We start from the raw sequence: 24,686 nt of genomic DNA, 5'->3' as shown, positions 1-24,686 counted from the left end.
GGGGCGGGGATTCAGCCTTGCCGAATCACCAGTCTGCCACCCTGCCGCTGGGCGACGACCTTGCCGGGGAGATTGATGGCTCCCTGGCCGCGCCAGCCGGTGATCAGCCGGTCGACTTCCTCGATGTGGCGGGCGAACAGCGAGCCGGCCGGGGCGCCGGCCTCGATGGCGGCCTGGCGCAGGACGCGGCGGCGGACGGCGGGCGGCAGCGCGTAGAGCTTGGCGCACTCCAGGAGGCCGGCCGCGTCGCGTACGGAGGCCTCGGCCTGGCGGGCCCAGGCGTCGAGGGCGTCGGCGTCGTCGCGGGAGAGCTGGGCCGTGCGCGCGAGGGCCTCGACGACTCCTTTGCCGAGGGCCTTCTCCAGGGCGGGCAGGCCCTCGTGGCGCAGCCGGGAGCGCGTGTAGGCGGGGTCGGCGTTGTGCGGGTCGTCCCAGACGGGCAGGGACTGGACCATGCAGGCCTTGCGGGCGGTCTGCCGGTCGAGGGTGAGGAAGGGGCGCCGGTAACGGCCGTCGGCCCCCGAGACCGCGGCCATGCCGGACAGGGAGCGGATGCCGGAGCCGCGGGCGAGGCCGAGCAGGACGGTTTCGGCCTGGTCGTCGCGGGTGTGGCCGAGCAGGACGGCGAGCGCGCCGTGGCGTTCGGCGGCGGCGTCGAGGGCGGCGTAGCGGGCGTCGCGCGCGGCGGCCTCGGGTCCGCCTTCGCGGCCGACGGTCACGGCGGTGGACTCGACGGGGTCCAGGCCGAGTTCGCGGAGCCGGAGGACGACTTCCTCGGCGCGCAGGTCGGAGCCGGGCTGGAGGCCGTGGTCGACGGTGACGCCGCCGGCGCGGAGGCCGAGCTTGGGGGCCTCGAAGGCGAGGGCGGAGGCGAGGGCCATGGAGTCGGCGCCGCCGGAGCAGGCCACGAGGACGAGCGGTGAGGGGGGTCGCTCGTGCGGAGGCAGGTCGGCGGAGGCGTGGTGGTCGGTGAGGAGGTCGTGGAGGACGCGGCGGACCGCCAGGCGTATCGCCGCGACCGCAGGATGGGGACCCATGTCCGGTTCCCTTCATGAAGTTTTCGGGGGGTGAGCCCCGAGGTTCGGTCACTCAGAGTGTGTAGATGGTGACAGAACCGGGGCGTTCCCCGAGCATTGCACGCCTACCCATGGCTCACGGTCCCTCGGACGGGTGATTGAAGGGGCGTTCGCCTGCCGTCGGCCGGATTCCTCTCACGACGTCCGCACGTGGTTCACGACTCGGCCTTGCGGTGCACCCGCGCGACCCAGTCCGCCGGTTTGGCGATCTCCGACTTGGTCGGAAGCGTGTTCGGGGAGGTCCACACGCGGTTGAAGCCGTCCATGCCGACCTCGTCGACGACGGCCCGTACGAAGCGTTCGCCGTCGCGGTACTGGCGGAGCTTGGCGTCCAGGCCGAGCAGCTTGCGCAGGGCCATGTCCAGGCGGGAGGCGCCCTTGGCCCGCCGCTGCTGGAACTTCTCGCGGATCTCGGCGACGCTCGGCACGACGGCCGGGCCCACTCCGTCCATGACGAAGTCGGCGTGGCCCTCCAAGAGGGACATCACGGCGGTGAGGCGGCCGAGGATCTCCCGCTGGGCGGGCGTCTGCACGATCTCCACGAGCGAGCGCCCGCCGTCGTCGTCCTCCTCGCCCTCGGGCCGGCCGCCGGCCAGCGACTGGGCGGCCTCGCGGATGCGCTCCAGGACGGTCATGGGGTCGACCTCGGTCTCCCCGAGGAACGACTGGATTTCGCCCTCGAGGTGGTCGCGCAGCCAGGGCACGGCCGTGAACTGGGTGCGGTGGGTCTCCTCGTGCAGACACACCCAGAGGCGGAAGTCGTGGGGCTGGACGTCGAGTTCGCGTTCGACGTGCACGATGTTGGGGGCGACGAGGAGGAGTCGGCCGCCGCCGTTCTCCCCGGCGGGGAGTTCGCGGGTGGCCGGGGCGAAGGTCTCGTACTGGCCGAGGACGCGGGACGACAGGAACGACAGCAGCATTCCGAGTTCGACGCCGGTCACCTTGCCGCCGACGGCGCCGAGGACCGCGCCGCCGGGGGTGTTGCCGCGCCGCTCCTGCATCTTCTCCAGGAGCGGTTTGAGCAACTCCCGGAACCCGGCGACGTTCGCCCGGACCCAGCCGGGGCGGTCGACGACGAGCACGGGAGTGTCGTGGACGCCTTCCGTCCCCAATCGGGTGAAGCCGCGGACGTGTTCCTCCGAGGCCTTGGCGTGCCGGCGCAGTTCCGCGACGACGGCCCGGGCCTCGTCGCGGCTCACGTCGGGGCCCGGCCGTACGAGCCGGGTCGCGGTCGCCACCGCGAGATTCCAGTCGACCATCTCGGCACCACCGATGCTCGTCATGCGTCAACCGTACGTGAGCCCTCCCGCTTGGGGCAGGCCGCGCGGGCGGGCAACGCGGACGCCGGGTCAGCCGCAGCCGCAGGCGGCCAGCGCCGAGACGGTCCGGTCGAGCGCGCTCTGGGCGGCCGCCGGGTCCGTGGTGTCCGAGGTCAGGAACGCGAAGGCCAGCAGCCGCCCGTCCTGGTCGACGACCGTCCCGGCCAGGGTGTTGACCCCGGTCAGGGTGCCGGTCTTGGCCCGTACGACGCCTGCGGCGCCGTCGGTGTAACGACTGGTCAGGGTTCCGGTGAAGCCGGCCACCGGGAGGCCGGTCAGGACGGGGCGCAGCTCCGGGTGGCCGGGGTCGCCCGCCTTCACCAGCAGGGAGGTGAGAAGGTTCGCGCTGAGCCGGTCGGTGCGGTCGAGGCCGCTGCCGTCGTGGAAGTCGGCGCCGGCGAGCGGGAGTCCGAGTTTCGCCAGCCGGTCGTGGATGGCGTCGCCGCCGCCGTCGAAGTCGGCGCGCTGCCCGTCCGCGATCGCGGTCTGGCGGGCGAGGGCCTCGGCGATGTCGTTGTCGCTGTTGGTCAGCATGCGTTCGACGAGGGTGGACAGGGGCGGTGAGGAGACCTCGGCGAGGTCCTGGGCGCGGCCGGTGGCCTTGGAGGGGCCGGGGGAGGTCGTCCTGATGCCGTGGTCGGCGAGGAACCGCGCGAAGGTGCGGGTGGCGTCCGCCGCCGGGTCGCTCACGCGCGCGACGGGACCGCTGGCGGAGTCGTCGGTGCGGGCCTCGTCCACCATCAGGGCGGTGACGGGGGCGAGGTTGTCGTTGACCCCGATCGGGTGGATCTCGGGGCCCGCGTAGAGGGTCTTGTCGTAGGAGAGCGTGACGGTGGTGAGGTCGCGCTTCTTGAGGGCGGCGGCGGTCTTCGCCGCCAGCTCGCGCAGGCTCGCCCAGTTGTCGGCGTCCTTGCGGGCGGTGAGCGTGGGGTCGCCGCCGCCGACGAGGACGAGCTCATTGGTGTCGGGTTCCAGGGCCGTGCGCGTGGTGAGGCGGTGGTCGGCGCCGAGGGCGGACAGGGCGGCGACCGCGGTGGCGATCTTGGTGGTGGAGGCGGGGGTCAGGGCGGTGCCGGCGTCGGTGCCGTAGAGGCGTTTGCCGCTGGCGACGTCCACGACGGCCGCCGTGTGGCGGGTGCCGAGGGCGGTGCTGCCGAGGAGCGGGCGCAGGACGGCGGCCAGGGCCGCTCCGGTGGGGGCGGACTTCACGGTGGGGGCGGAGCCGCCCAGTGCGGCGAGCACGGAGGGGGCGCTCGGGGCGGGGCGGGGTCCGGCGGCCGACGTACCGGCGTGGCCTTCGTGATCTGTGCCACCCGTCCGTTCGAGGGCGACCGCCCGGTCCCGCTCGGCCGTACGCTGACCCGAGGAGTCCCACGGACCGGCGGCGGTCGCCACGGTGGCGGCCAGCGCGAGACCCGCGCCGGCGGCGCCGGCGGTGTACTGCCAGGTCTTGACGGTCTTCGGCCGGGCCATCCCGGCAACCCGTGTGACCTGCGGTTTCACAGCGGCGGCGGTCCGTGCGAGATACGGCCGCACGCTGTCCGTGGCCCGGGTCAGTCCTGGACGGACGGCGTCCGCGGCGCGCGCCAGACGCGGTCGTACGGCGTTCGCGACCCGCACCGCATGCGGTCTCGCGGCCCGCCAAGGCCTCAGTTCAGGCACGACCACCAGCCCCTTTCGCGATCACACACCTGCGTGAGGGACACTTAACCACCAGAACTATGTGTTGATCATGGAGGAGTCACCGGTGGAGTTCGACGTCACGATCGAGATCCCGAAGGGTTCGCGGAACAAGTACGAGGTGGACCACGAGACCGGTCGGATCCGCCTGGACCGTCGACTCTTCACCTCGACCGCCTACCCGACCGACTACGGCTTCGTCGAGAACACCCTCGGCGAGGACGGCGACCCGCTGGACGCGCTGGTCATCCTCGACGAGCCGACGTTCCCGGGCTGCCTCATCAAGTGCCGTGCGATCGGCATGTTCCGCATGACGGACGAGGCCGGCGGCGACGACAAGCTGCTGTGCGTCCCGGCGACGGACCCGCGCGTGGAGCACCTGCGCGACATCCACCACGTCTCCGAGTTCGACCGCCTGGAGATCCAGCACTTCTTCGAGGTCTACAAGGACCTGGAGCCCGGCAAGTCCGTCGAGGGCGCCGACTGGGTCGGCCGTGTCGACGCCGAGGCCGAGATCGAGCGGTCCTACAAGCGCTTCAAGGACCAGGGCGGCCACTGAGCCCCGTGTCACGGACGGGCCGCACGCGCACGCGTGCGGCCCGTTCGTGTGCCCGCGCATACTGAGGCTTACGGAATGTGTCGTTCAGGGAGCGTTACGGAGTGACGGAGGCGGAGCACCGCAAGCCGCAGTCGGACGAGGCCAGGAGTTTCTACGACTCCGAGATCACGTCCGAGTTCGCCGTTCCTGACGGGCTCGCGGTGCCGAGATCCGTCGGCGGCGAGTCGGAGACCACGTCGGAGTTCGCGGTCCCGGAGGGGCTGGAGGTCCCGCAGCCGGGGGCCGCCGAGCCGGAGGGGTCGGCGTTCAACACGCCCCGTACGTACAGCGCGAAGGACGCCCCGCCCGCGTTCACCCCGGCGAGCGGCATGCCGGTGGTCAGTCTCACCAAGGACCTGCCCTGGCAGGACCGGATGCGCACGATGCTGCGGATGCCGGTGGCCGAGCGGCCCGCGCCGGAACCGGTGCAGAAGTCCGAGGACGACACCGGCCCGGCCGTCCCGCGCGTGCTCGACCTGACCCTGCGCATCGGCGAGCTGCTGCTCGCGGGCGGTGAGGGCGCCGAGGACGTGGAGGCGGCGATGTTCGCGGTCTGCCGGTCCTACGGCCTGGACCGCTGCGAGCCGAACGTCACGTTCACGCTGCTGTCGATCTCGTACCAGCCGTCGCTCGTGGAGGACCCCGTGACGGCCTCCAGGACCGTGCGGCGGCGCGGTACCGACTACACCCGGCTCGCGGCCGTCTTCCGGCTCGTGGACGACCTCAGCGACCCCGAGACGGCGATCTCCCTGGAGGAGGCCTACCGGCGGCTCGCGGAGATCCGCCGCAACCGGCACCCGTACCCGACCTGGGTGCTCACCTCGGCGAGCGGGCTGCTCGCGGGCGCGGCCTCCGTGCTGGTCGGCGGTGGCCTGCTGGTGTTCGTCGCGGCCATGGTGGGCGCGATGCTCGGCGACCGGCTGGCGTGGCTGTGCGCGGGGCGCGGGCTGCCGGAGTTCTACCAGTTCGCGGTCGCCGCGATGCCGCCCGCCGCGATGGGGGTCGCGCTCACGCTGGCCCATGCGGACGTGAAGGCGTCCGCGGTCATCACCGGTGGGCTGTTCGCGCTGCTGCCCGGGCGGGCGCTGGTGGCGGGTGTGCAGGACGGCCTGACGGGCTTCTACATCACCGCCTCGGCCCGGCTCCTGGAGGTCATGTACTTCTTCGTGGGGATCGTGGTGGGCGTGCTGGTGATGCTCTACGTCGGGGTGCAGCTCGGGGCGCACCTCAACCCCGACGAGGCGCTGTCGACGGAGTCGCGGCCGCTGTGGCAGATCGCGGCGTCGATGCTGCTGTCGCTGACCTTCGCGGTGCTGTTGCAGCAGGAGCGGTCCACCGTGCTGGCCGTGACCCTGAACGGCGGTGTCGCGTGGTGCGTGTACGGCGCGATGCACTACACCGGCGAGTTCTCCCCGGTCGCCTCCACGGCCGTGGCGGCGGGGCTGGTCGGGCTGTTCGGGCAGTTGCTGTCGCGGTACCGGTTCGCCTCCGCGCTGCCGTACACGACCGCGGCGATCGGGCCCCTGCTGCCGGGCTCGGCCACGTACTTCGGGCTGCTGTCGATCGCCGGGAGCAAGGTCGACGGGGGGCTGGTGTCCCTGTCGAAGGCGGCGGCCCTGGCGATGGCCATCGCCATCGGGGTCAACCTGGGGTCCGAGATCTCCCGGCTGTTCCTGAGGGTCGGCGGGGCCGGGAAGCGGCGGGCCGCCAAGAGGACGCGCGGCTTCTGACGCGCGCCCGGCCGGCGGCTCTCGGTACGCCTGGTTGTCAGTACCCCTGGTTGTAGGGGTTCTGCTGGTTCTGCTGCCCGTACTGCTGGTTCGGCTGGCCGTACTGCTGGTTCTGGCCGCCGTACTGCTGGTTGCCGTAGCCCTGCGGGTACTGCTGGGCGTAGGGCTGCTGTTGCTGGGGCTGCTGTTGGGGCTGGGGCTGCTGGCCGTAGTACTCGTCGTAGCCGTTGTGCTGCTGCTGCGGGGGCTGGCGGTGCTCGTCCTCGGAGGGGATGCGGCGGAGCTGGGTCGTCGCGTCGTCCATCGGCTGGTACTGCTGCTGGGGCGGGGTCTGCGCCGCCGCCTTCTTCTTCTTGGAGCGCTCGCGCAGGTACTCGATGATGATCGGGACCACCGAGACCAGGACGATCAGGACGAGGATCGCCTCGACGTTCTTCTTGATGGCGTCGATCTGGCCGAGCCAGTAGCCGGCGAGGGTGACGCCGGTGCCCCAGGCCACGCCGCCGATGACGTTGTACGTCAGGAAGGTGCGGTACTTCATCCGGCCGGCGCCCGCCACGATGGGGGCGAAGGTCCGCACGATCGGCACGAAGCGGGCCAGCACGATGGCCTTGGGGCCGAACTTCTCCATGAACTCGTGGGCCTTCTCCAGGTTCTCCTGCTTGAAGAGCTTGGAGTTGGGGCGGCTGAAGAGCCGCGGCCCGAAGAACTTCCCGATCATGTAGCCGACCTGGTCGCCGAGGACGGCGGCCAGCACGATGAGCGCGCACACCAGCCACAGGGGCTGGCTGATGAAGTTCCCCTCGGCCACGAAGAGACCCGCCGTGAACAGCAGGGAGTCGCCCGGCAGGAACGCGAAGAGACCCGACTCGGCGAAGACGATCAGCAGGATTCCGGGGAGGCTGAACGTCTCGATCAGATAGTCGGGGCTGAGCCACTCGGGGCCGAGCGCGAGCGTGGTCACGGGATTGTGGCTCCTGCGTGTGGGGATCGGGCTGGGACTGGCTGCCCTCAAGTATCAACGCAGCCATGGTGGCCCAGGTTCCATGGGGGTCCCCAGGATGCACTGTGCGCCGTCTGGGACAAAGCTGTGAGCCATGGGTATTGACGAATACGGCGGCGGCCAGGAGCCCCGGCCGGACGTGCTCGTGGTGACCACGAACGACGTACCCGGTCACCGGGTGCAGGAGGTGCTGGGCGAGGTCTTCGGGCTGACCGTGCGCTCCCGGCACCTGGGCAGCCAGATCGGTGCGGGTCTGAAGTCGATGATCGGCGGTGAGCTCAGAGGGCTCACGAAGACGCTGGTGCAGACCCGCAACCAGGCCATGGAACGGCTCGTGGAGCAGGCACGCGCGCGCGGGGCGAACGCCGTGCTGATGTTCCGCTTCGACGTGACCGAGGCGGCGGACGTCGGCACGGAGGTGTGCGCCTACGGCACGGCGGTGGTCCTGACCCGGGAGTAGCCCCGGGTCAGGCGCTCTAGGCGGTGTGCCGGGCCGCGTTCGCCCTGATCGCGTCCCTGAGGTGCTCGGCGAGACCGGGGCGCATGGAGTCGTAGAACGCCTTGAAGCGCTCGTCCGACACGTACATCTCGGCCAGGCACTGGTGCATGTCGTACGGGCAGTCGTAGAACCAGCCGCAGATGTGCTGCCGGTGCTCCTCCGCCATGTCCATGGCCGCGGGCGAGGTCGGGGTGTCACCGGCTGCCATCAGGGCGTCGTAGCGCTCGCCCCAGTCGGCGACCTCGGCCTGCATGCGCCGCCAGTCGTCCTTGGTGTAGTTCGCGGCCCGGCGCTGCGACTCGGCGTACGCCGCGGTGCCGCCCCAGCGCTGTTCCGCCTCCTCGGCGTACTGCTCCGGGTCCTTGTCGCCGAAGACCTCGAAGCGTTCCTCCGGAGTCAGGTTGATGCCCATCGTGCGTGCCTCCATGGCGTGCTCCACGGCCGTCGCCATCTTCTGGAGCTTCTCGATCCGGGCGGTCAGCAGTTCGTGCTGGCGGCGCAGGTGCGCGCGCGGGTCCGCTTTTCCGGTGGCCTGATCGTCGAGCAGGGCGGCGACCTCGTCGAGCGGGAAGCCGAGCTCGCGGTAGAACAGGATCTGCTGCAACCGGTCGAGGTCGCCGTCGCTGTAGCGCCGGTGGCCCGCGTGGCTGCGCTCGCTGGGCACGAGCAGGCCGATGTCGTCGTAGTGGTGCAGCGTGCGCACCGTGACGCCGGCGAAGCCCGCGACCTGTCCCACGGAGTAGCTCACTTCGTCCGCTCCCTTCTCGGTACGCGCTCCACGGTGGCTCCTCACGTCGCGTGAGGTGCAAGCCCGGCACGGACGCCTCCGGATGTCACGTCCGTTATGTCCGCATATCGTGAGCCCGTGGCCCAGGACACCGCGCAGCAGGCGACCGCCGCCCCGGCGACCCCGGCGCGCGCCCTGCTGCCCCTGATCCTCCCCGCTCTCGCGGTCGGGGTGGGCGCGAGCCTGCTGTTCCTCGGGGTGAGCGCGGCGGCCGAGCAGCTCCAGCACGTGCTGTGGCGCAACCTTCCGGACGCGCTTGGGGTGGGCCGGTACTCCGTGCTGTGGATGCTGGTCATGCTCACCGCGACCGGGATCGCCGTGGGGCTGGTGGTGTGGAAGGTGCCCGGGCACGCCGGTCCCGACCCGGCGACCACCGGTCTGGACGCACCCGTGCTGCCGCCCGCCGTGCTGCCGGGGCTGCTCCTGGCGACCGCGCTGATGCTCGCGGGCGGGCCGAGCCTGGGGCCCGAGAACCCGATCATCGCGGTGAACGTGGGGCTCGCCTTCTGGCTGGGGCGCCGGTTCATCCCGCGGATGCCGGGCGGGCTGTGGCCGGCGCTGGCGGAGGCGGCGACGATCGGCGCGCTGTTCGGGACGCCGGTGGCCGCGGCGCTGGTGATCTCCGAGGCGCTGGCCGGACGGCAGCTCAGGGGCGCGCTGTGGGACAGCGTCTTCGGGCCGCTGCTGGCGGCCGCGACCGGCGCGCTGACGACCACCCTGCTGGCCCACCCGAGCTTCGACCTGCATCTGCCCCCGTTCGGGGAGCCCGGCTGGGGCGATCTGCTGGCAGTCCTGGTGATCGCGTCGGCCGCCGCGCTGCTCGGCATGGCGGCCGTGCTCGCCTTCCCGTACGTCCACGGCGCGTTCGCGCGGCTGCGGCACCCGATGCTGACCCTGCCCGTCGGCGGGCTCGTCCTGGGGCTGCTCGCGGCCGTGGGCGGCCATCTGACGCTCTTCAAGGGGCTCGACGAGATCGGCGAGCTGGCGGCCGATCCGACGGGCTGGTCGGCCGGACAGTTCGCCACGATGGCGGTGGTGAAGCTGGCGGCGCTGCTCGTCGCGGCCTCCTGCGGCTTCCGGGGCGGGCGGATCTTCCCGGCCGTGTTCGTCGGCGTCGCCTTCGGAATGTGCGCCCACGCGCTCGTGGACTCCGTCCACCTGGCCCTCGGCGTGGCGGCCGGGGTGCTGGGCGTGTTGCTCGCCGTCACCCGGCAGGCCTGGGTGAGTCTGTTCACCGCCGCCGTCCTGGTGGCCTCGCCCGCGATCCTCGCGCTGCTGTGCATCGCCTCGCTGCCGGCCTGGCTGCTGGTGACGGGGCGGCCGCAGATGCAGTTGCGCGCGGACGGAACCCCGGTCCGCTGACCGACGTTGATCCCTTCAGGAGGCACACCCATGCCACTGCACAAAGGTCCCGAGAAGCCGGACGAGCGTCCGTTGTCCGTCAATCCCTTCTACGGCGAGGCCGACCCGGTCGGCGGGATGACCGAGGCCCCGCCCAAGCACCGGTTGCCCGCCGCTCCCCTGCCGCCGTCGACCGCCTACCAGGTGGTCCACGACGAGCTGATGCTCGACGGCAACTCCCGGCTGAACCTCGCCACCTTCGTCACCACCTGGATGGAGCCGCAGGCCGGGGTCCTGATGGGCGAGTGCCGGGACAAGAACATGATCGACAAGGACGAGTACCCGCGCACCGCCGAGCTGGAGCGGCGCTGCGTGGCGATGCTCGCCGACCTGTGGAACGCGCCGGATCCCTCGGCGGCGGTGGGCTGTTCGACGACCGGCTCCAGCGAGGCGTGCATGCTCGCGGGCATGGCGCTGAAGCGGCGCTGGGCGCAGCGCAACGCCGACCGGTACCCGGGGGCGCGGCCCAACCTGGTCATGGGGGTCAACGTCCAGGTCTGCTGGGAGAAGTTCTGCAACTTCTGGGAGGTGGAGGCCCGCCTGGTGCCCATGGAGGGCGACCGCTACCACCTCGACCCGCAGGCCGCCGCCGAGCTGTGCGACGAGAACACCATCGGGGTGGTGGGCATCCTCGGCTCCACCTTCGACGGCTCCTACGAGCCGATCGCGGACCTGTGCGCCGCCCTGGACGCCCTCCAGGAGCGCACCGGCCTGGACATCCCCGTGCACGTCGACGGGGCCTCCGGGGCCATGGTCGCGCCCTTCCTCGACGAGGACCTGGTGTGGGACTTCCGGCTCCCGCGCGTGGCGTCGATCAACACCTCGGGACACAAGTACGGCCTCGTCTACCCCGGTGTCGGCTGGGCGCTGTGGCGGGACAAGGAGGCCCTGCCCGAGGAGCTCGTGTTCCGCGTGAACTACCTGGGCGGCGACATGCCCACCTTCGCGCTGAACTTCTCCCGGCCCGGGGCGCAGGTCGTCGCGCAGTACTACACCTTCCTGCGGCTGGGCCGGGAGGGCTACCGGGCCGTGCAGCAGTCCACCCGGGACGTGGCCCGGGGGGTCGCCGACCGCGTGGAGGCGCTCGGCGACTTCCGGCTGCTGACCCGCGGCGACGAACTCCCGGTGTTCGCGTTCACCACGGCCCCCGACATCCAGGCGTACGACGTCTTCGACGTGTCCCGGCGGCTGCGCGAGCGGGGCTGGCTGGTGCCGGCGTACACCTTCCCGCCCAACCGCGAGGACCTGTCGGTGCTGAGGGTGGTGTGCCGCAACGGCTTCTCGTCCGACCTCGCCGCACTGTTCGTCGAGGACCTGGAGAGCCTGCTGCCCGAACTGCGCCGCCAGTCGCACCCGTCGACGAGGGACAAGAGCGCGGCGACGGGCTTCCACCACTAGGCTCCGCCGGACCGCCGACTCCCGGCCCCCGGTACCGGGCCCCTGACGCCCGCGCCCGGTGGTCTAGCGGCTCAGTCGGCTGAACCTGCGGACCGCCAGCGGGAAGAACACCGTCAGCAGCACCAGGGGCCACAGCACCGCCGCCCACACGTGCCCCGGTTCGCCGCCGGGGCCGCCCAGTTGGTCGCGGACGGCCGTCGCCGTCCGGGACAGGGGGTTCCATTCGACGACCGTGCCCAGCCAGCCCGGCATGGAGTCGGGGGTCGCGAACGCGTTGGAGAGGAAGCCGACCGGCCAGATCAGGATCTGCACGGCCTGCACCATCTCCGGCTTCCCGGCGACCATCGCCAGGTGGATGCCGATCCAGAGCATGGCGAAGCGGAACAGGAGCAACAGGCCCACCGCTGAGAGGAGTCCGGCGAAGCCCCCCTGCGGCCGCCAGCCGATGGCGTACCCGACACCGAGCATCGCGGCCAGGCTCAGCACGGACTGGAGCATGTCGGCGGCCGAACGGCCCACCAGTACCGCCCCGTTGGCCATCGGCATGGCGCGGAAGCGGTCGATCACCCCCTTGTTGAGATCCTGGGTGACGGCGATCATCGTCGCCTCCAGCCCGAACGCCATGGTCAGCGCGAGCATCCCGGGGACCAGGTAGTCGATGTAGTCCCCGTCGACACCGCGGCCGCCGCCGATGAGGTGGCCGAACATCAGCAGCAGCATCACGGGGAAGGCCAGGCCGACGACGACCTGCACCGGCTGCCGTGCCCAGTGGGCGAGTTCGCGCCGGGTCATGGTCCAGGAATCGGTCAGCGCGTACGTGCTCACACGGTCTCCTTCACTCGGTTCTCGTCGCCGGTGAGGTGCAGGAACACCTCGTCCAGGGTGGGCCGGCGCAGCGCCACGTCCTCGGCCTCGATCCCGGCCTCCCCCAGGGCCCGTACGACCTCGGAGAGCGCCGCCATCCGGTCGGTGACCGGGGCGCTGAGCAGCCTGCGGTCGGAGTCGACGGAGACGCCCTCGGCGGGCACGGGCAACAGGGCCAGCGCCGCGCCCAGTTGGCCCGCGTCCCGCAGGACCACGTCGATGCGGTCGCCCCCGATGCGCGCCTTCAGCTCGTCCGGGGTGCCGTCGGCGACGACCCGGCCGCCGTCGACGAGGGAGATCCGGTCGGCGAGCTGGTCGGCCTCCTCCAGGTACTGCGTGGTCAGCAGGACCGTCGTGCCGCCACCGACCAGGGAGCGGACCGCGGCCCACACCTCGGCACGGCCGCGCGGGTCGAGGCCGGTCGTGGGTTCGTCCAGGAACAGCACCTGCGGGTCGCGAATCAGGGAGGCGGCGAGGTCCAGCCGGCGCCGCATGCCGCCGCTGTAGGCGCGGACCGCCTTGCGGCCGGTGTCGGCGAGGCCGAAGCGCTCCAGGAGCTCGTCCGCGCGCACGCGCGCGCGGCGGGCGCCCAGGTGGTGGAGGCGGCCGAACATCTCCAGGTTCTGGCGGCCGCCGAGCTCCTCGTCGAGGGCCGCGTGCTGGCCGAGCAGACCGATGCGCAGCCGTACGTCGTAGGCGGCGCGCTCGACATCGTGGCCCGCCACCTCGGCGCGGCCCCCGTCCGGGCGCAGCAGGGTGGACAGGACGCGGACCAGGGTCGTCTTGCCCGCGCCGTTGGGGCCGAGGACGCCGTGGACGCTGCCGCTCGCGACCCTCAGGTCGAGCCCGTCCAGGGCGGCCTTGTCGCCGTACCGCTTCCGCAGGCCTTTCGCGACGATCACGTCGGTCACGTCGGTCATCGGGCACCCTCCCCAGGGGCTCAGGACGTAGTCAAACTTGACTACCTGTCCAAAGTACTGCCACGGATCGCACTCGTCAAACTTGATTAGCTGACGTCCTCGGGATGCCGCTCCCCCGTCGCGTACGGGTTCTCCTCGCCCTCGGCGAGGACGCCCACGAACGGGTCGCCCTCCCCCGCGAAGGTGTACGCCCCGTCCTCGATACGGGCGATGAGCCCCTGGGTCCACTCGGCCTCGGCGTCCGCCGTGTGGATCCAGAGGTTCATGATCTCGCCGATGTGCCCGAGCTGCTGCGGGCCGTCCTCGGGGACGTAGTGCTCGGTGACCGCGGAGCGCCACTCCTCGATGCGCCGGATGCGCTCCTTGAGCAGCGCCACCGCCTCCGCGCGCGGCAGGTCGACCATGAAGCCGATCGCCGCCGACTTCATGTCCATCTTCTGGTCGTAGGAGGTCAGCGCCTCCCGCACCAGCCGCAGGTACTCCTCCGTGCCCAGGTCGGTGATCTCGTACTCGGTGCGGGGCGGGCCGCCGGCCGTGGAGGGCGCGATCTCGTGCGCGTGCAGCAGCCCCTGCTTCGCCATCTGCTTCAGAGCGTGGTAGATCGAGCCGGGCTTGGCGTTGGACCACTCGTGCGCGCCCCAGTACTCCAGGTCGTTGCGCACCTGGTAGCCGTGGGCCCGCCCGTGCTGGCGCACCGCGCCGAGCACGAGGAGACGGATCGTTGACATGCGGTCCAGGTTATGGCTTCCTCACCGCGCGGCGAGCGCCACCAGTTCGAACGCGGTCTTCCCGTCCAGGGACTCGCGGATGATGTCGGCGTGCCCGGCGTGCCGGGCCGTCTCGCGGATCAGGTGCAGCAGCACCCAGCGCACGGAGACCCGGCCCCCGGGCGGGAACCAGGGCTGGTCCGGCAGCGGGAAGGTGTCGTCCAGGCTCGGCACCGAGCGGGCGAACGCCTCCGTCTCGGCGGCCACCTTGTCCCAGTACGCCAGTTGGGAGGCGACGGTCTCGTCGCCGACCAGGGCGAAGCACTCGTGCCAGTTCGACGGCTCCCGGTGCACGGCCGGCTCCTCGCCCTTGGCACGGGCGATCCAGCTCTGCTCGACCTCGGCGACGTGCTTGACCAGCCCGCCCAGGGAGAGCTCGCTCGCGCTGGGTTCGGCGGCCGCCTGCTCGTCCGTCAGCCCGAGCACCGCCCGGCGGATCCCGCCGCGCTGCTCCTCCAGGAAGGACAGGAGCGCTCCACGCTCGTCGCCGTGCTCCTCCGCGGGAACGTGAGTGACCATGACAGCCGCCTTTCGTCGGGCTCGGGGGGCTTCCCCCCGACACCCACGAAGCTACGGGCCCTTCAGGACAGGTTCGGTCCTAAAGGGCCCGTGAGCGGCCGTCGTACCCGGGACGTCAGAACGGGAAGCGGCTCCGGCCGTGCTGGACGGAGATCCACTTGGTGGTGGTGAAGGAGTCCAGCATGGTGTCGCCGTTCAGGCGGCCGATGCCGGAGTGCTTCTCGCCGCCGAAGGGGACGATCGGCTCGTCGTGGACGGTGCCGTCGTTGACGTGGAACATGCCGGTGTCGATCTGCTTGGCGAAGGCGACCCCGCGCTCGATGTCCGCGGTGTGGACGGCGCCGCTGAGGCCGTACGGGGTGTCGTTGACCAGGCGGACGGCCTCCTCCTCGCCGTCGAAGGTGACAAGGAGGGCGACCGGGCCGAAGAGCTCCTGCTTGAGGAGCGGCGAGTCCGCGGGCAGGTCCGTGAGGACGGAGGGCTCCACCAGGTTGTCCGTCGCGGTGCCGTGGACCAGCGCGGTCGCGCCGTCGGCGATCGCCTGCTCGACGGCGCCCGTGATGGCGTCCGCCTGCGAGGAGTTGATGACCGGGCCGATGACCGTCCCGGGGTCGCGCGGGTCGCCGGTCTTCAGCGTCCGCACCTTGGCGACGAACTTCTCGGTGAACTCCTCGGCGACCGCGCGGTCGACCAGGACGCGGTTGGCGGCCATGCAGACCTGGCCCTGGTGGACGTACCGGCTGAAGACGGCGGCGTCGACCGCGTAGTCGAGGTCGGCGTCGTCGAGGACCACCAGGGCGCTGTTGCCGCCCAGTTCGAGGACCGAGCGCTTGAAGTTGGCGGCGCAGACGGTGGCCACGTGGCGGCCGACCTTGTCGGAGCCGGTGAAGGAGATGACCTTCGGGACGGGGTGCTCCAGGAAGGCGTCACCGATCTCGGCGATGTCGGTGATCACGACGTTGAGCAGACCGCCGGGCAGTCCCGCGTCCTCGAAGATCTTCGCGACCAGGGAGCCACCGACGATCGGCGTGTTCTGGTGCGGCTTGAGCACGACGGCGTTGCCGAGCGCGAGCGCGGGGGCGACCGACTTGATCGACAGCAGGAAGGGGAAGTTGAAGGGGCTGATCACACCGACGACACCGACCGGCACGCGGTAGACGCGGTTCTCCTTGCCGTCCACCGGGGAGGGGATGATCCTGCCCTCGGGGCGCAGCGAGAGGTTGACCGCCTCGCGCAGGAACTCCTTGGCGAGGTGGAGTTCGAAGGCGGCCTTGAGGCGGGTGCCGCCGAGCTCCGCGATGATCGCCTCGGAGATCTCCTCCTCGCGCTCCTCGATCAGCCGGAGCGCCTTCTCGAACACCGTGCGGCGGGCGTAGGGGTTGGTCTCGGCCCACGCCTTCTGCGCTCGGGCGGCGGCCTGGTACGCCTCGTCGACCTCGTCCACCGTGGCTATCGTGATCGACGCCAGCTTCTCGGCGTCGTACGGGTTGAAGTCGATGATGTCCCAGGAGCCCGTGCCCGGGCGCCACTCACCGTCGATGTACTGCTGGGCCAGGTCGGTGAAGTACGACGACATGTGATCCCCAAATCACTAGCAGACACACGATCAACGTCACGGTCTGATCACACGTCATCGTACGTGCGCGACACGCCAGTTGGGCACGCTGAGCAATCTTATGGGGAGAACCCTAGGAGAGTTGGAGGAGACCTCGCAGAAGGTCCCGGCTCTCGTCCGGGCCCGGGCTGTCCTGCTGGAGCTCCTTCATCGCCTTCTCGTACTGCGTGACGTCCTCGCGCTTGTCCAGGTAGAGCGCACTGGTGAGCTGCTCCAGGTAGACGACGTCCGTCAGGTCGGACTCGGTGAAGCTGAGGATCGTGAAGGCGCCGCTCTCGCCGGAGTGCCCGCCGAAGCCGAACGGCATGACCTGAAGCCGTACGTTGGGGCGCTCGGAGACGTCGATGAGGTGCTGGAGCTGTCCGCGCATCACCTGGCGGTCGCCGTACGGGCGGCGCAGGGACGCCTCGTCGAGCACCACATGGAACTCGGGACCACTGTCGTCGGCCAGGTACTTCTGCCGCTCCAGACGCAGCGCCACCCGCTTCTCGACGTCCGCCTCGCTCGCGCCCTGCATACCGCGCCGCACCACTGCACGTGCATACGCCTCGGTCTGCAACAGGCCGTGAATGAACTGGACCTCGTAGACGCGGATGAGGGAGGCGGCGCCCTCCAGGCCCACATAGGTGGGAAACCAGGTCGGCAGGACGTCGGAGTAACTGTGCCACCACCCCGCGACGTTGGCCTCCCGGGCGAGGGAGAGGAGCGAGGCCCGCTCCTGCTCGTCCGTGATGCCGTACAGCGTCAACAGGTCTTCCACGTCACGCGTCTTGAAGCTCACCCGGCCCAACTCCATCCGGCTGATCTTCGACTCGGACGCGCGGATCGAGTAGCCCGCCGCCTCGCGCGTGATGCCCCGTGCCTCACGCAGTCGCCTGAGTTGCGAGCCGAGCAGCATCCGCCGCACCACCGATCCGGGCTCTCCCGCGCTCACGTTCGCCAGCCTCCCCAACGTCTTCAGGGGCCGAAGTCTGCCACTAAAACACTCCGAGCAGTACTCGTCCGATTACAGATATGGAAAGAAGCCAAAGTTTCTGCACAGGGCTGGGACAGACAGTGGGGAGGAAGAGGCAAGAAACAGAGGAGAAGATGGCGGAAAAAATGGCCAACAAGCGGTACGGGTAGGGCCAATTCGGTCACCTGCACGTGCATCTGCACCTTGCATCTGCATCGCTCATCCGAAACCATGGTCCCGCGCAACCGCTGCATCGCAACGACCGCGAGTTCCCGGGAGTGCCTCGCATGGGGATGAATGGATCGACCATGCTCGAGCCGTTACGGCAGGGCCTTCCGCCGCTGGATCCCGCGGCCGTGTCCGACGCCGCCTCCTGTTCCCTGCCCGCCCGCTACGAAGCGGTGGGCGACGCACGGAGGTTCACCCGCAGAACGCTCGACCAGTGGGAGCTGAGCGACCACTTCGACGACATCTGCCTCGTCGTGTCCGAACTGGTCACCAACGCGCTGCGGCACGCGATGCCGGCCCACGGCGTGCACTCCGCCGAGCAGAACCCGCCCGTGCGGCTGCACTTGATGCGGTGGACGGGGCGACTGGTGTGCGCGGTGCGCGATCCCAGCCAGGAGAGTCCGGTGGCACGCGACTCCGAGGACTTCTCCGCGGAGTCGGGGCGCGGGCTGTTCCTCGTCGACTCCTTCAGCGATAGCTGGGGGTGGCACCCTATGGCGGGGACGCTGGGCGGCAAGGTGGTCTGGGCGCTGTTCCGGCTCCGGCCGCACGCGGGTCCGGCCACGGCGTCCGCCGAGTGAGACACCGCGGCGTTTTACGACGCCGCGGTTCTACGCGCGTTACTCCACACGCGATCACGATCACCGCGGGTCACGGGGGCGAGGGGGATCAACCCGCGATGAGGTGGTCGAACTCGCCGTCCTTGATGCCGAGGAGCATGGCCTCGATCTCCGCGCGGGTGTAGACGAGCGCGGGACCGTCCGGGAAGCGGGAGTTGCGAACCGCAACTCCCCCGTCCGGCAGGCGGGCGAACTCCACGCAGGAACCCTGCGAGTTGCTGTGCCTGCTCTTCTGCCAGGCCACCCCGCGCAGATCCGTGGCCGTCATGCCGTTGTACACGTCGAGGTCCACAGGTCGCTCCCCGGTGGTGCGGTGGCCTTGTGGCCAATGATGCAGCGGTCAACTAGTCCGGATCATAGCTCTGTTCACGTGCAGATGCATGAGCAGATGCACGTGCACGAGGGGTGTTCCTGCGGTTACAGATGTGACGAGTGGGCCGCTACATGCGTTCCATCGTCTGCCCCAGCGCCCGCATCACATGCGTCCGCCAGCCCCCGCCCATGATCGTCCGGGCCATGAGCTGAGCGGGGTCGTCGGGATCGAATCCCTCGTGCACTAGGAAGAGACGCGTGCCGCGCCCTTCCTGTTCCACCTTCCATGTCACGGTCCAGTCCGCGGAGTTGGCCGGGTCGGCGTCGGTCCACCGGAGGCTGAGCATCCGCTGCGGCTCGTAGGCGAGGACCTCCACCTCGACGGTGCCGGAGAAGGTGGAGTTCGGCCGCGGGACCGAGGTCATGGTGTACCGGTGTCCGACCTCCAGCCGGAACGCCTCCGCCCCTTGCATCTGCCACTGCACGAGCAGCTCGGGCTCGGTGAGGGCGCGCCAGACCTTGGCGGGCGGGTGCGGGAAGAACTGGTCGACGCGGATGACCGTGAGGTCGTCGTCGGGTGCGTTGCTCATGTCACGTCATCGTCGGGCATGCGGTCGAGCAGGGCGCCCAGGTCCTTCAGCCGGCCGCGCCAGAACCGCTCGTACGGATGGAGCCAGTCCTGCACCTCGGCGAGCGGGGCCGCCTCCAGCCGGTAGATGCGCTGCCGGCCCGAGCGCTGCTCGGAGACCAGGCCGGCCTCGCGCAGCACGCGCAGGTGCTCGGACAGGCTCGGGCGCCGCATGTCGAAGTGGTCGGCCAGGGCCTGGACGTGCTGGGGGCCGCCGTCGCGCAGCAGCCGCAGCACCTCGCGGCGTACGGCGCTCGCGAGCGCGGCGAAGACGCGGTCCGCGTCGGCCTCGGTGGTCCCGGCCTCGACGGCTCCCGGTGCGGTCATGCCGGCCTTCCTACTGGTGTGCCTCCGTCAGCAGCATCAGACCGTTGCCGTCGGGGTCCGTGAAGGAGGCCATGCGGCCCCACGGGAGGTCGTCGGGCCCCTGCACGGGGGTCCCGGCCTCCGCGAGGCGCGCGCAGTCCGCGTCGACGTCGGTCGTGACCAACATGATCCCCCGGGCCGAGCCGGGCTCGAAGCCGCCCATGCCCGGACCGGAGAGCGTGAGGACGGTCTGCGCGCCCTCCGGGGCCACCTGGAGCCAGCGCCCCTGGGGCAGGTCCCGGTCGGCTCTGACGGTCAGACCGAGGACGTCGGTGTAGAAGCGCAGGGCGCGGTCCTGGTCGGAGACGGGGAGGGTGACGAAGGAGGCGTGCGTGATGGCCATGCCCAGGAGAATAGGTAGGAGATTCCCTACGCGTCAACCGTAGGGAATCGCCTACCTATATAGCTTCACCTGCTGGAGTACGGCAGCAGTGCCATCTCGCGGGCGTTCTTGATGGCACGGGCGAGCTGTCGTTGCTGCTGGGCCGACACCCGTGTGACGCGGCGGCTGCGGATCTTGCCGCGGTCCGAGACGAACTTCCGCAGCAGGTCGGTGTCCTTGTAGTCGATGTAGGTGATCCTGGCCGCGTCCAGCGGGTTGGGCCGGTTCTTGACGGGCTTGCGCTCGGGCTTGCGAGGCATCAGACCTCCAGGAGGGTGTCGAAGGCGGGCGGGAGGCGTTTCCAGGCGTCGCGGCCGGCGGCGTACTCGGCGTCGGTGAGCAGGCAGGACTCCAGGAGCCGTTCGAGTCCGTCGCGGTCGAGGCCGGGCGAGGTGAAGACGAGGTGCTGGCAGCAGTCGCCGTGCTCCGGGTGCCAGTCCAGCGCGGCGGCCGCCCGGCGCACCGGCGGGACCATGTCCCAGGCCGCGTCCGGGAGCGAGGCCAGCCACGGACCCGCGCTCTCCACGCACAGGGCGCCGCCGGCCGCGTCCCAGTGCAGGAGCACGTCCGGCTTGTCGGCGAGCCAGAACCGGCCCCGGCTGCGGGCGGCCGCGCAGGTGATGTCCTCCAGCGCCTCGTACAGCCGCTCCGGGTGGAAGGGCCGGCGGCGGTGCCAGACGAGGGTGGCGACGCCGTGCGCGTCGGCCTCGGCGGGCAGCAGGGCGCAGGCGGGATGCTGGGCGGCCGCGGCGGACTCCACGTCGAACCCGGCGAGGGCGGCGCGGGCCAGGGCCGAGTGCGCGGAAGGCCGTACCGGGTACCGGGTGCCCGCCCCGTCGGTCGGCTCGACGTCGCGGACGGGCACCTGGCGGGCCGTCGGGTGGAGCTGGGCGAGGAGTTCGTGGTCCTCCTCGTCGGCCTCCGGGGAGTCGAGTACGGCGAGGACGGGGGCGTACTCGAGCTGGCGGGCGAAGGTGTCGGCCACCGTGCGCTGGTCGGTGGCCGCGGCGGCGAGGCCACGGTCGGCGAGGTCGTCGCCGTTGCCCAGGCAGGGCAGGACGAGGGCCGGGTCGACCGCGGTGATCACGCCGGTGACGGTGAGGCCGCCGGCCGCGACCACCTCGGCCATCGCCTTGGGCTCGACGGAGTCCCACAGCTCGACGACCGCGAGGCGCAGCGTCCCGGCCGCGTCCAGGCGGCGCAGCTCCGGGACCAGGTCGTCCCGGAGCGCGCAGCACGCGCAGTCGTTGACCAGGGGTGCCTCGGCTGCGGACACGATGCCGGTGGCGTCGCGGATCGTCCGCACGACGGTGCCGGCCGCGGCCGTGGCCAGGTCGTGGTGGAGCACGACACTGCCCGGCACGTCGGCGAGCAACTGGCGGACGGCCGCCTTGCGCGCGTCGGCGTGCAGCCCGCCGACGATCACGACGGAGAGCATCAGTCCTTCTTTCCGTACCGGCGCTCGAAGCGCTCCACGCGGCCCGCGGTGTCCAGGACGCGGGCGGTGCCGGTGTAGAAGGGATGGCTGACGTTCGAGATCTCGACGTCCACGACCGGGTAGGTGCGGCCGTCCTCCCACTCGATCGTCTTCTCGCTCGTCACCGTCGAGCGGGTGAGGAAGGCGTGGTTCGCGGCACGGTCACGGAAGACCACGGGGCCGTAGGACGGGTGGATTCCCTCGCGCACGGTCAGCGCTCCTCTCGGAAGTCGACGTGGCGGCCGGCGACCGGGTCGTACTTGCGCAGGGTCATGCGGTCCGGGTCGTTGCGGCGGTTCTTGCGGGTCACATAGGTGAAGCCGGTCCCGGCGGTGGACCGGAGCTTGATGACAGGGCGGAGTTCGTTGCGTGCCATGCTGCTATCTTACTGAAAATGAATTCCATTTACACAACCGCTTCGAGAGAGGTGCATCACCCGTGTCCGCCCACTGCATGCTGACCGGCGCACAGCCCGGCTTCGGCAACCGCATCTCCCACTCCCACCGGCGCACCTCGCGGCGCTTCGACCCCAACATCCAGTCCAAGCGCTACTGGCTGCCGAGCGAGGGCCGTCATGTGCGGCTGCGGCTGAGCACCAAGGGGATCAGGACCGTCGACTCGATCGGCGTCGAGGCGGCCGTGGCGCGGATCCGCGCGCGCGGTGTGCGGGTCTGAGGATTCGAGGGGAGAACCGGCATGGCGAAGAAGAGCAAGATCGCGAAGAACGAGAAGCGCCAGGAGGTCGTCGCGCGGTACGCCGTACGGCGGGCCGAGCTGAAGGAGATCATCCGCAGGCCGTCCTCCACGGACGCCGAACGGCTCGCCGCCCAGGCGGAGTTGCGGCGGCAGCCGCGGGACGCGAGCGCCACGCGCGTGCGTAACCGGGACCAGGTGGACGGGCGGCCGCGCGGCTACTTCCGGGCCTTCGGGCTGTCCCGGGTGGGGCTGCGCGAGCACGCGCACGCGGGACATCTGCCCGGTGTCCGCAAATCGTCCTGGTAGCCCTCACGGGCGGTGCTGGTAGCTTGCTGCGGTCGTCCGGCCGACCTACACCTCGGGAGCTTCCAGTGACTTCGGCGATCTTCTCGCGCACTGTGTCGGGTCGACGGGCCGGCCTCGCCGCCGCGGGGCTGGTGGGCGTGCTCGTCCTGACCGCTTGCGGCGGGGGCTCGGACGACGACGCGTCGCCCAGCCCCAGCGCGTCCACGCCGTCCTCCGACGCCCCCACCACCGGCGGTACGTCGTCCTCGGCGTCCGGCGAGGTCGCGGGGAGCTGGCTGGCCACCACCGGCGGCAAGGCGGTGGCCCTCCTGGTCAACGGCGACCAGGCCGGGCTGTTCGCCACCGGCGGCACGGTGTGCAGCGGCAGCGCGAGCGCGAGCACGATCCGCCTCAAGTGCGCGGACGGCAACACGGACCGGGGCGAGGGGACGGTCGAGTCGGTGAGCAGAACCAAGCTCAAGGTGAAGTGGTCGGGCACGGTCGGCACGGAGACGTACACCCGGGCCGAGGGAACCGGGCTCCCGAGTGGGTTGCCGACGGCGGGGCTGGGGTCGTAGGGGTGAGGGCGGGGGCGTAGCGCTCGGGGCAGGATGGCGCCATGCCGCTCCGGGGGGAACGTACGACGTCGATGCTCGGGGTCTGGGTGGGGTGGCGGGTGTCGGGTGGGGGGTGGGCGACCGTGGGGTGGGGGGATGCGTGATGATCCATGCACCGGATCGCTCACATCAGAGGACTTCACATGCGCGCCGCCCCCCTCGCCGTCACCGCCTTCGCCGCGGCCCTGCTCCTGACCGGCTGTTCCGGCGACAGCGACAGCTCCGGCGCTGACAAGGCCACCGCGAGCCCGAGCAACGGCACCACGTGCCGGATCGGCGCCATGGACGTGGAGGTCGGCCCCGCCAACGTGGCCCCCGCCGCCGGGGACACCGGCAACATCCCCGTCACGCTCACCAACCAGAGCGCCGACTGCACGCTGGACGGCTTCCCCGGCGTCGACCTGCACGCCGGGGACTCCTCGGCGAGTCTCGCGCCCGCGGAGGGCTCCACGGCCACGAAGCTGACCCTGGCCAAGGGCACGGCCGCCACCTTCACCCTCACGTACACGCGCGGCGAGGCCGACGCCGAGGCGAGCCTCGACGTGACGACGCTGGAGATCGGCCTGCCGGGAGCGGACACCCGTAAGAGCTTCAAGTGGTCGTACGGGCCGGTTCAGGGCAAGGACGGCAAGGCCACCGACCCGACCGCCTCCGTCGGCGCCTTCACTCAGGCCGGTGACTGAGCCGGGGCCGGTTGCCGACCTGCGCCCGGTCGGCCGCCCGGGCGCCCTCGGTCCAGCCCGCCTCGTCGCTGACACCGCGCAGCCGGGTCGTCGTGGTCCGCGGGAACATCCGCTCCACGCGGTCGGTGACGGCGACCTCGCGGGACGCGAGCACCGGCAGCAGGTCATCGGTCACCGGGGCCTCGGCGGCGGCCCGCAGGCGGTCGCCGACGCGGTGGGCGTAGGCCGCGAGGAAGGACTGCCGGAAGGTCTTGGTGCGCTTGCGGCCGCCCGCCCGTTGGGCCGCCTCCGCCTTCGCCATCGCGGACTGCGCCTGCACGAGCAGTGAGGTGTACAGGAGTTCGACCGACGCCAGGTCGCCCTCGAAGCCGACGACCGTGGAGAACGCGAACGGTTCGTTCCACACGGCCCGGCAGTGGTTGGCCGTGGCGACCGCGTCGAGGAGCACCGCCTTCGCCTGCTCGTACGGCGGCTCGACCCCGATCCGGCAGGCGCCGGGGGCGTCCTTGGCGGGCGCCCGGGCGTCGAGCAGCGCCTCGTCGACACTGTGCCGCGCCATCAGCTCCTGCGCCTTCGCGGTGAGCGCCTCCGCCTCCTCGGGAAAGCCGGTCGCCTCCGCCTTGGCGAGCAGGGCACGGATACGGCCGAGCATGCGGGCGTCGCCCTTGTGCCCCCCGTGCTCCCGCCGGGGGTCCTCCAGCGGCTCCAGCCCCGGCAGGCGCAGCAGCAGGCGGTACACCTCCAGTACGGCGGTGGCGTGCGTGAAGCGGTCGGGGCGGGCGGTGTCCTCGCCGGGCTCCTCCAACTGGGCGAGCTGGGCGAGCTGGGCGGTCCAGCGGGGTCCGCGCGGGCCGTCGTCGGGGGCCTGCGCGCGGATCAGGGCGGCGGCGAGGCGCACATGGGCGTCGTCCAGTTCACGGCGCACGATCCGTACGACGTCAGCGGGCTGCCAGCCGCGCCGCCAGGCCTGCGCGACGAACTCCGCACCGCGCCGGGCCAGTTCGGCGTCCGTGGCGGGGTCGGCGGCGAGGAGGGAGGCGCCGGTGTCCAGGGCGGTGTCGTCGTCGGTGTAGAGGGCGGCGTGGAGGGCGCGGTCGACGGTGGCGGTCGGGTCGGTGTCCTTGGTGCCGCGCCGGCCACTGTTCGTGGCGCTGCCCTTGCCGCCGCTGCTGCCGCTCCTGCTGCCGCTCTTGCCACTGCTCCTGCTCGTGCTCCTGCTCACGGGGCGATCGTCTCACTCCTCGAAAATCGGTCGCCCACG

At 71.3% G+C, this 24,686-nt stretch carries 30 protein-coding genes; 10 read left to right on the top strand and 20 right to left on the bottom strand.

Annotated elements, in window-relative coordinates; translation table 11 throughout:
• Nucleotides 1-11 precede the first annotated feature (11 nt).
• The 3 genes from tilS to dacB form a co-directional block, all read right to left on the bottom strand.
• Nucleotides 12-1,037: a tRNA lysidine(34) synthetase TilS gene (tilS, locus tag ACZ66S_RS20785; protein ID WP_469902955.1), complete on the bottom strand. Its 1,026-nt coding sequence runs from the start codon at nucleotides 1,035-1,037 to the stop codon at nucleotides 12-14.
• A 194-nt stretch (nucleotides 1,038-1,231) separates the two neighbouring features.
• Nucleotides 1,232-2,359, bottom strand: coding sequence for a zinc-dependent metalloprotease (locus tag ACZ66S_RS20780; protein ID WP_469902954.1), 1,128 nt, complete (start codon nucleotides 2,357-2,359; stop codon nucleotides 1,232-1,234).
• Between the two features lie 66 nt (nucleotides 2,360-2,425).
• Nucleotides 2,426-4,063, bottom strand: coding sequence for a D-alanyl-D-alanine carboxypeptidase/D-alanyl-D-alanine endopeptidase (dacB, locus tag ACZ66S_RS20775; RefSeq protein ID WP_469902953.1), 1,638 nt, complete (start codon nucleotides 4,061-4,063; stop codon nucleotides 2,426-2,428).
• A 79-nt stretch (nucleotides 4,064-4,142) separates the two neighbouring features.
• Between dacB and ACZ66S_RS20770 the strand changes: the two genes are divergently transcribed.
• Both ACZ66S_RS20770 and ACZ66S_RS20765 read left to right on the top strand, forming a co-directional pair.
• Entirely contained in the window at nucleotides 4,143-4,634 is a 492-nt protein-coding gene (locus tag ACZ66S_RS20770; RefSeq protein ID WP_007383738.1) for an inorganic diphosphatase, read from the top strand.
• Nucleotides 4,635-4,735: 101 nt separating this feature from the next.
• The gene (locus tag ACZ66S_RS20765) at nucleotides 4,736-6,403 is read left to right on the top strand and encodes a threonine/serine exporter family protein (protein WP_469902952.1); all 1,668 of its coding nucleotides are present in this window, start codon (nucleotides 4,736-4,738) and stop codon (nucleotides 6,401-6,403) included.
• A 37-nt stretch (nucleotides 6,404-6,440) separates the two neighbouring features.
• Here ACZ66S_RS20765 and ACZ66S_RS20760 read toward each other — a convergent pair whose 3' ends face one another.
• Nucleotides 6,441-7,367, bottom strand: a complete 927-nt coding sequence (locus ACZ66S_RS20760) for a DedA family protein (RefSeq protein WP_469902951.1) — start codon at nucleotides 7,365-7,367, stop codon at nucleotides 6,441-6,443.
• A gap of 133 nt (nucleotides 7,368-7,500) precedes the next feature.
• On the opposite strand from ACZ66S_RS20760, the gene ACZ66S_RS20755 reads away from it, so the two are divergent.
• Entirely contained in the window at nucleotides 7,501-7,866 is a 366-nt protein-coding gene (locus tag ACZ66S_RS20755) for a YbjQ family protein (RefSeq protein WP_356595182.1), read from the top strand.
• A 16-nt stretch (nucleotides 7,867-7,882) separates the two neighbouring features.
• Here the strand turns inward: ACZ66S_RS20755 and ACZ66S_RS20750 are convergent, their stop codons facing one another.
• Nucleotides 7,883-8,653: a MerR family transcriptional regulator gene (locus tag ACZ66S_RS20750; protein WP_469902950.1), complete on the bottom strand. Its 771-nt coding sequence runs from the start codon at nucleotides 8,651-8,653 to the stop codon at nucleotides 7,883-7,885.
• Between the two features lie 117 nt (nucleotides 8,654-8,770).
• On the opposite strand from ACZ66S_RS20750, the gene ACZ66S_RS20745 reads away from it, so the two are divergent.
• Nucleotides 8,771-10,054: an ion channel protein gene (locus ACZ66S_RS20745; RefSeq protein WP_469902949.1), complete on the top strand. Its 1,284-nt coding sequence runs from the start codon at nucleotides 8,771-8,773 to the stop codon at nucleotides 10,052-10,054.
• Between the two features lie 30 nt (nucleotides 10,055-10,084).
• Nucleotides 10,085-11,491, top strand: a complete 1,407-nt coding sequence (locus ACZ66S_RS20740) for a glutamate decarboxylase (RefSeq protein WP_469902948.1) — start codon at nucleotides 10,085-10,087, stop codon at nucleotides 11,489-11,491.
• Between the two features lie 63 nt (nucleotides 11,492-11,554).
• Here the strand turns inward: ACZ66S_RS20740 and ACZ66S_RS20735 are convergent, their stop codons facing one another.
• From ACZ66S_RS20735 to ACZ66S_RS20710, 6 genes are all read right to left on the bottom strand, one after another.
• Nucleotides 11,555-12,316: an ABC transporter permease gene (locus tag ACZ66S_RS20735; RefSeq protein ID WP_469902947.1), complete on the bottom strand. Its 762-nt coding sequence runs from the start codon at nucleotides 12,314-12,316 to the stop codon at nucleotides 11,555-11,557.
• On the bottom strand, nucleotides 12,313-13,275 hold the full coding sequence (locus tag ACZ66S_RS20730) for an ATP-binding cassette domain-containing protein (RefSeq protein WP_469902946.1): 963 nt from the start codon (nucleotides 13,273-13,275) through the stop codon (nucleotides 12,313-12,315). The genes ACZ66S_RS20735 and ACZ66S_RS20730 overlap by 4 nt, the downstream gene beginning before the upstream one ends.
• An 86-nt stretch (nucleotides 13,276-13,361) precedes the next feature.
• Nucleotides 13,362-14,003, bottom strand: a complete 642-nt coding sequence (locus ACZ66S_RS20725; protein WP_469902945.1) for a PadR family transcriptional regulator — start codon at nucleotides 14,001-14,003, stop codon at nucleotides 13,362-13,364.
• Between the two features lie 21 nt (nucleotides 14,004-14,024).
• Nucleotides 14,025-14,561, bottom strand: a complete 537-nt coding sequence (locus tag ACZ66S_RS20720) for a DinB family protein (protein ID WP_469902944.1) — start codon at nucleotides 14,559-14,561, stop codon at nucleotides 14,025-14,027.
• A gap of 115 nt (nucleotides 14,562-14,676) precedes the next feature.
• Nucleotides 14,677-16,137: an aldehyde dehydrogenase family protein gene (locus ACZ66S_RS20715; RefSeq protein ID WP_469902943.1), complete on the bottom strand. Its 1,461-nt coding sequence runs from the start codon at nucleotides 16,135-16,137 to the stop codon at nucleotides 14,677-14,679.
• A 112-nt stretch (nucleotides 16,138-16,249) separates the two neighbouring features.
• A complete protein-coding gene (locus ACZ66S_RS20710; RefSeq protein ID WP_469903040.1) occupies nucleotides 16,250-17,074 on the bottom strand; it encodes a helix-turn-helix domain-containing protein in 825 nt (274 codons plus the stop codon).
• 365 nt (nucleotides 17,075-17,439) lie between these two features.
• On the opposite strand from ACZ66S_RS20710, the gene ACZ66S_RS20705 reads away from it, so the two are divergent.
• Nucleotides 17,440-17,940 (top strand): ATP-binding protein, encoded by a 501-nt coding sequence (locus ACZ66S_RS20705; protein WP_469902942.1) that lies wholly within the window; start codon nucleotides 17,440-17,442, stop codon nucleotides 17,938-17,940.
• Between the two features lie 88 nt (nucleotides 17,941-18,028).
• Here the strand turns inward: ACZ66S_RS20705 and ACZ66S_RS20700 are convergent, their stop codons facing one another.
• The 8 genes from ACZ66S_RS20700 to rpmG form a co-directional block, all read right to left on the bottom strand.
• Nucleotides 18,029-18,271, bottom strand: a complete 243-nt coding sequence (locus ACZ66S_RS20700; protein ID WP_031042736.1) for a DUF397 domain-containing protein — start codon at nucleotides 18,269-18,271, stop codon at nucleotides 18,029-18,031.
• 148 nt (nucleotides 18,272-18,419) lie between these two features.
• Nucleotides 18,420-18,881, bottom strand: a complete 462-nt coding sequence (locus ACZ66S_RS20695; protein WP_469902941.1) for an SRPBCC family protein — start codon at nucleotides 18,879-18,881, stop codon at nucleotides 18,420-18,422.
• The gene (locus ACZ66S_RS20690) at nucleotides 18,878-19,246 is read right to left on the bottom strand and encodes an ArsR/SmtB family transcription factor (protein ID WP_469902940.1); all 369 of its coding nucleotides are present in this window, start codon (nucleotides 19,244-19,246) and stop codon (nucleotides 18,878-18,880) included. The genes ACZ66S_RS20695 and ACZ66S_RS20690 overlap by 4 nt, the downstream gene beginning before the upstream one ends.
• A gap of 10 nt (nucleotides 19,247-19,256) precedes the next feature.
• Nucleotides 19,257-19,628: a VOC family protein gene (locus ACZ66S_RS20685; protein WP_469902939.1), complete on the bottom strand. Its 372-nt coding sequence runs from the start codon at nucleotides 19,626-19,628 to the stop codon at nucleotides 19,257-19,259.
• A 65-nt stretch (nucleotides 19,629-19,693) separates the two neighbouring features.
• Nucleotides 19,694-19,927: a 30S ribosomal protein S18 gene (rpsR, locus tag ACZ66S_RS20680; protein WP_469902938.1), complete on the bottom strand. Its 234-nt coding sequence runs from the start codon at nucleotides 19,925-19,927 to the stop codon at nucleotides 19,694-19,696.
• Nucleotides 19,927-21,105, bottom strand: coding sequence for a CobW family GTP-binding protein (locus ACZ66S_RS20675; RefSeq protein WP_469902937.1), 1,179 nt, complete (start codon nucleotides 21,103-21,105; stop codon nucleotides 19,927-19,929). The genes rpsR and ACZ66S_RS20675 overlap by 1 nt, the downstream gene beginning before the upstream one ends.
• Nucleotides 21,105-21,353 carry a type B 50S ribosomal protein L31 gene (locus ACZ66S_RS20670; protein ID WP_469902936.1) on the bottom strand — a complete coding sequence of 83 codons (249 nt, stop codon included), beginning with the start codon at nucleotides 21,351-21,353 and terminating at the stop codon, nucleotides 21,105-21,107. Before ACZ66S_RS20670 ends, ACZ66S_RS20675 begins: the two co-directional genes overlap by 1 nt.
• A 2-nt stretch (nucleotides 21,354-21,355) precedes the next feature.
• The gene (gene rpmG / locus ACZ66S_RS20665; protein WP_015658813.1) at nucleotides 21,356-21,520 is read right to left on the bottom strand and encodes a 50S ribosomal protein L33; all 165 of its coding nucleotides are present in this window, start codon (nucleotides 21,518-21,520) and stop codon (nucleotides 21,356-21,358) included.
• Nucleotides 21,521-21,582: 62 nt separating this feature from the next.
• On the opposite strand from rpmG, the gene rpmB reads away from it, so the two are divergent.
• The 4 genes from rpmB to ACZ66S_RS20645 all read left to right on the top strand — a co-directional run bounded on the left by rpmB (nucleotide 21,583) and on the right by ACZ66S_RS20645 (nucleotide 23,425).
• Complete coding sequence (gene rpmB, locus ACZ66S_RS20660) at nucleotides 21,583-21,819, top strand: 50S ribosomal protein L28 (protein WP_053850665.1); 237 nt, start codon at nucleotides 21,583-21,585, stop codon at nucleotides 21,817-21,819.
• Between the two features lie 21 nt (nucleotides 21,820-21,840).
• Nucleotides 21,841-22,146, top strand: a complete 306-nt coding sequence (rpsN, locus tag ACZ66S_RS20655) for a 30S ribosomal protein S14 (RefSeq protein ID WP_469902935.1) — start codon at nucleotides 21,841-21,843, stop codon at nucleotides 22,144-22,146.
• A gap of 65 nt (nucleotides 22,147-22,211) precedes the next feature.
• Nucleotides 22,212-22,703 (top strand): hypothetical protein, encoded by a 492-nt coding sequence (locus tag ACZ66S_RS20650; RefSeq protein ID WP_469902934.1) that lies wholly within the window; start codon nucleotides 22,212-22,214, stop codon nucleotides 22,701-22,703.
• 182 nt (nucleotides 22,704-22,885) lie between these two features.
• Nucleotides 22,886-23,425 (top strand): DUF4232 domain-containing protein, encoded by a 540-nt coding sequence (locus ACZ66S_RS20645; protein WP_469902933.1) that lies wholly within the window; start codon nucleotides 22,886-22,888, stop codon nucleotides 23,423-23,425.
• Here the strand turns inward: ACZ66S_RS20645 and ACZ66S_RS20640 are convergent.
• Nucleotides 23,406-24,647 (bottom strand): DUF2786 domain-containing protein, encoded by a 1,242-nt coding sequence (locus ACZ66S_RS20640; protein ID WP_469902932.1) that lies wholly within the window; start codon nucleotides 24,645-24,647, stop codon nucleotides 23,406-23,408. The genes ACZ66S_RS20645 and ACZ66S_RS20640 overlap by 20 nt on opposite strands.
• Between the last annotated feature and the right edge of the window lie 39 nt (nucleotides 24,648-24,686).

It is taken from the genome of Streptomyces sp. NPDC107471, assembly GCF_055582845.1.
This window is presented reverse-complemented; position numbering and strand designations above follow the sequence as displayed.

Bases quoted from the DNA above. Each gene is read 5' to 3' on its own strand.
- ACZ66S_RS20690 (WP_469902940.1), bottom strand. From the start codon at position 19,246: ATGACCGCACCGGGAGCCGTCGAGGCCGGGACCACCGAGGCCGACGCG.
- ACZ66S_RS20730 (WP_469902946.1), bottom strand. From the start codon at position 13,275: ATGACCGACGTGACCGACGTGATCGTCGCGAAAGGCCTGCGGAAGCGG.
- ACZ66S_RS20715 (WP_469902943.1), bottom strand. From the start codon at position 16,137: ATGTCGTCGTACTTCACCGACCTGGCCCAGCAGTACATCGACGGTGAG.
- ACZ66S_RS20675 (WP_469902937.1), bottom strand. From the start codon at position 21,105: ATGCTCTCCGTCGTGATCGTCGGCGGGCTGCACGCCGACGCGCGCAAG.
- ACZ66S_RS20725 (WP_469902945.1), bottom strand. From the start codon at position 14,003: ATGTCAACGATCCGTCTCCTCGTGCTCGGCGCGGTGCGCCAGCACGGG.
- ACZ66S_RS20780 (WP_469902954.1), bottom strand. From the start codon at position 2,359: ATGACGAGCATCGGTGGTGCCGAGATGGTCGACTGGAATCTCGCGGTG.
- ACZ66S_RS20685 (WP_469902939.1), bottom strand. From the start codon at position 19,628: ATGGCCATCACGCACGCCTCCTTCGTCACCCTCCCCGTCTCCGACCAG.
- rpsN (WP_469902935.1), top strand. From the start codon at position 21,841: ATGGCGAAGAAGAGCAAGATCGCGAAGAACGAGAAGCGCCAGGAGGTC.
- ACZ66S_RS20695 (WP_469902941.1), bottom strand. From the start codon at position 18,881: ATGAGCAACGCACCCGACGACGACCTCACGGTCATCCGCGTCGACCAG.
- rpsR (WP_469902938.1), bottom strand. From the start codon at position 19,927: ATGCCTCGCAAGCCCGAGCGCAAGCCCGTCAAGAACCGGCCCAACCCG.
- tilS (WP_469902955.1), bottom strand. From the start codon at position 1,037: ATGGGTCCCCATCCTGCGGTCGCGGCGATACGCCTGGCGGTCCGCCGC.
- rpmG (WP_015658813.1), bottom strand. From the start codon at position 21,520: ATGGCACGCAACGAACTCCGCCCTGTCATCAAGCTCCGGTCCACCGCC.
- ACZ66S_RS20720 (WP_469902944.1), bottom strand. From the start codon at position 14,561: ATGGTCACTCACGTTCCCGCGGAGGAGCACGGCGACGAGCGTGGAGCG.
- ACZ66S_RS20710 (WP_469903040.1), bottom strand. From the start codon at position 17,074: ATGCTGCTCGGCTCGCAACTCAGGCGACTGCGTGAGGCACGGGGCATC.
- ACZ66S_RS20755 (WP_356595182.1), top strand. From the start codon at position 7,501: ATGGGTATTGACGAATACGGCGGCGGCCAGGAGCCCCGGCCGGACGTG.
- ACZ66S_RS20705 (WP_469902942.1), top strand. From the start codon at position 17,440: ATGCTCGAGCCGTTACGGCAGGGCCTTCCGCCGCTGGATCCCGCGGCC.
- ACZ66S_RS20740 (WP_469902948.1), top strand. From the start codon at position 10,085: ATGCCACTGCACAAAGGTCCCGAGAAGCCGGACGAGCGTCCGTTGTCC.
- ACZ66S_RS20645 (WP_469902933.1), top strand. From the start codon at position 22,886: ATGCGCGCCGCCCCCCTCGCCGTCACCGCCTTCGCCGCGGCCCTGCTC.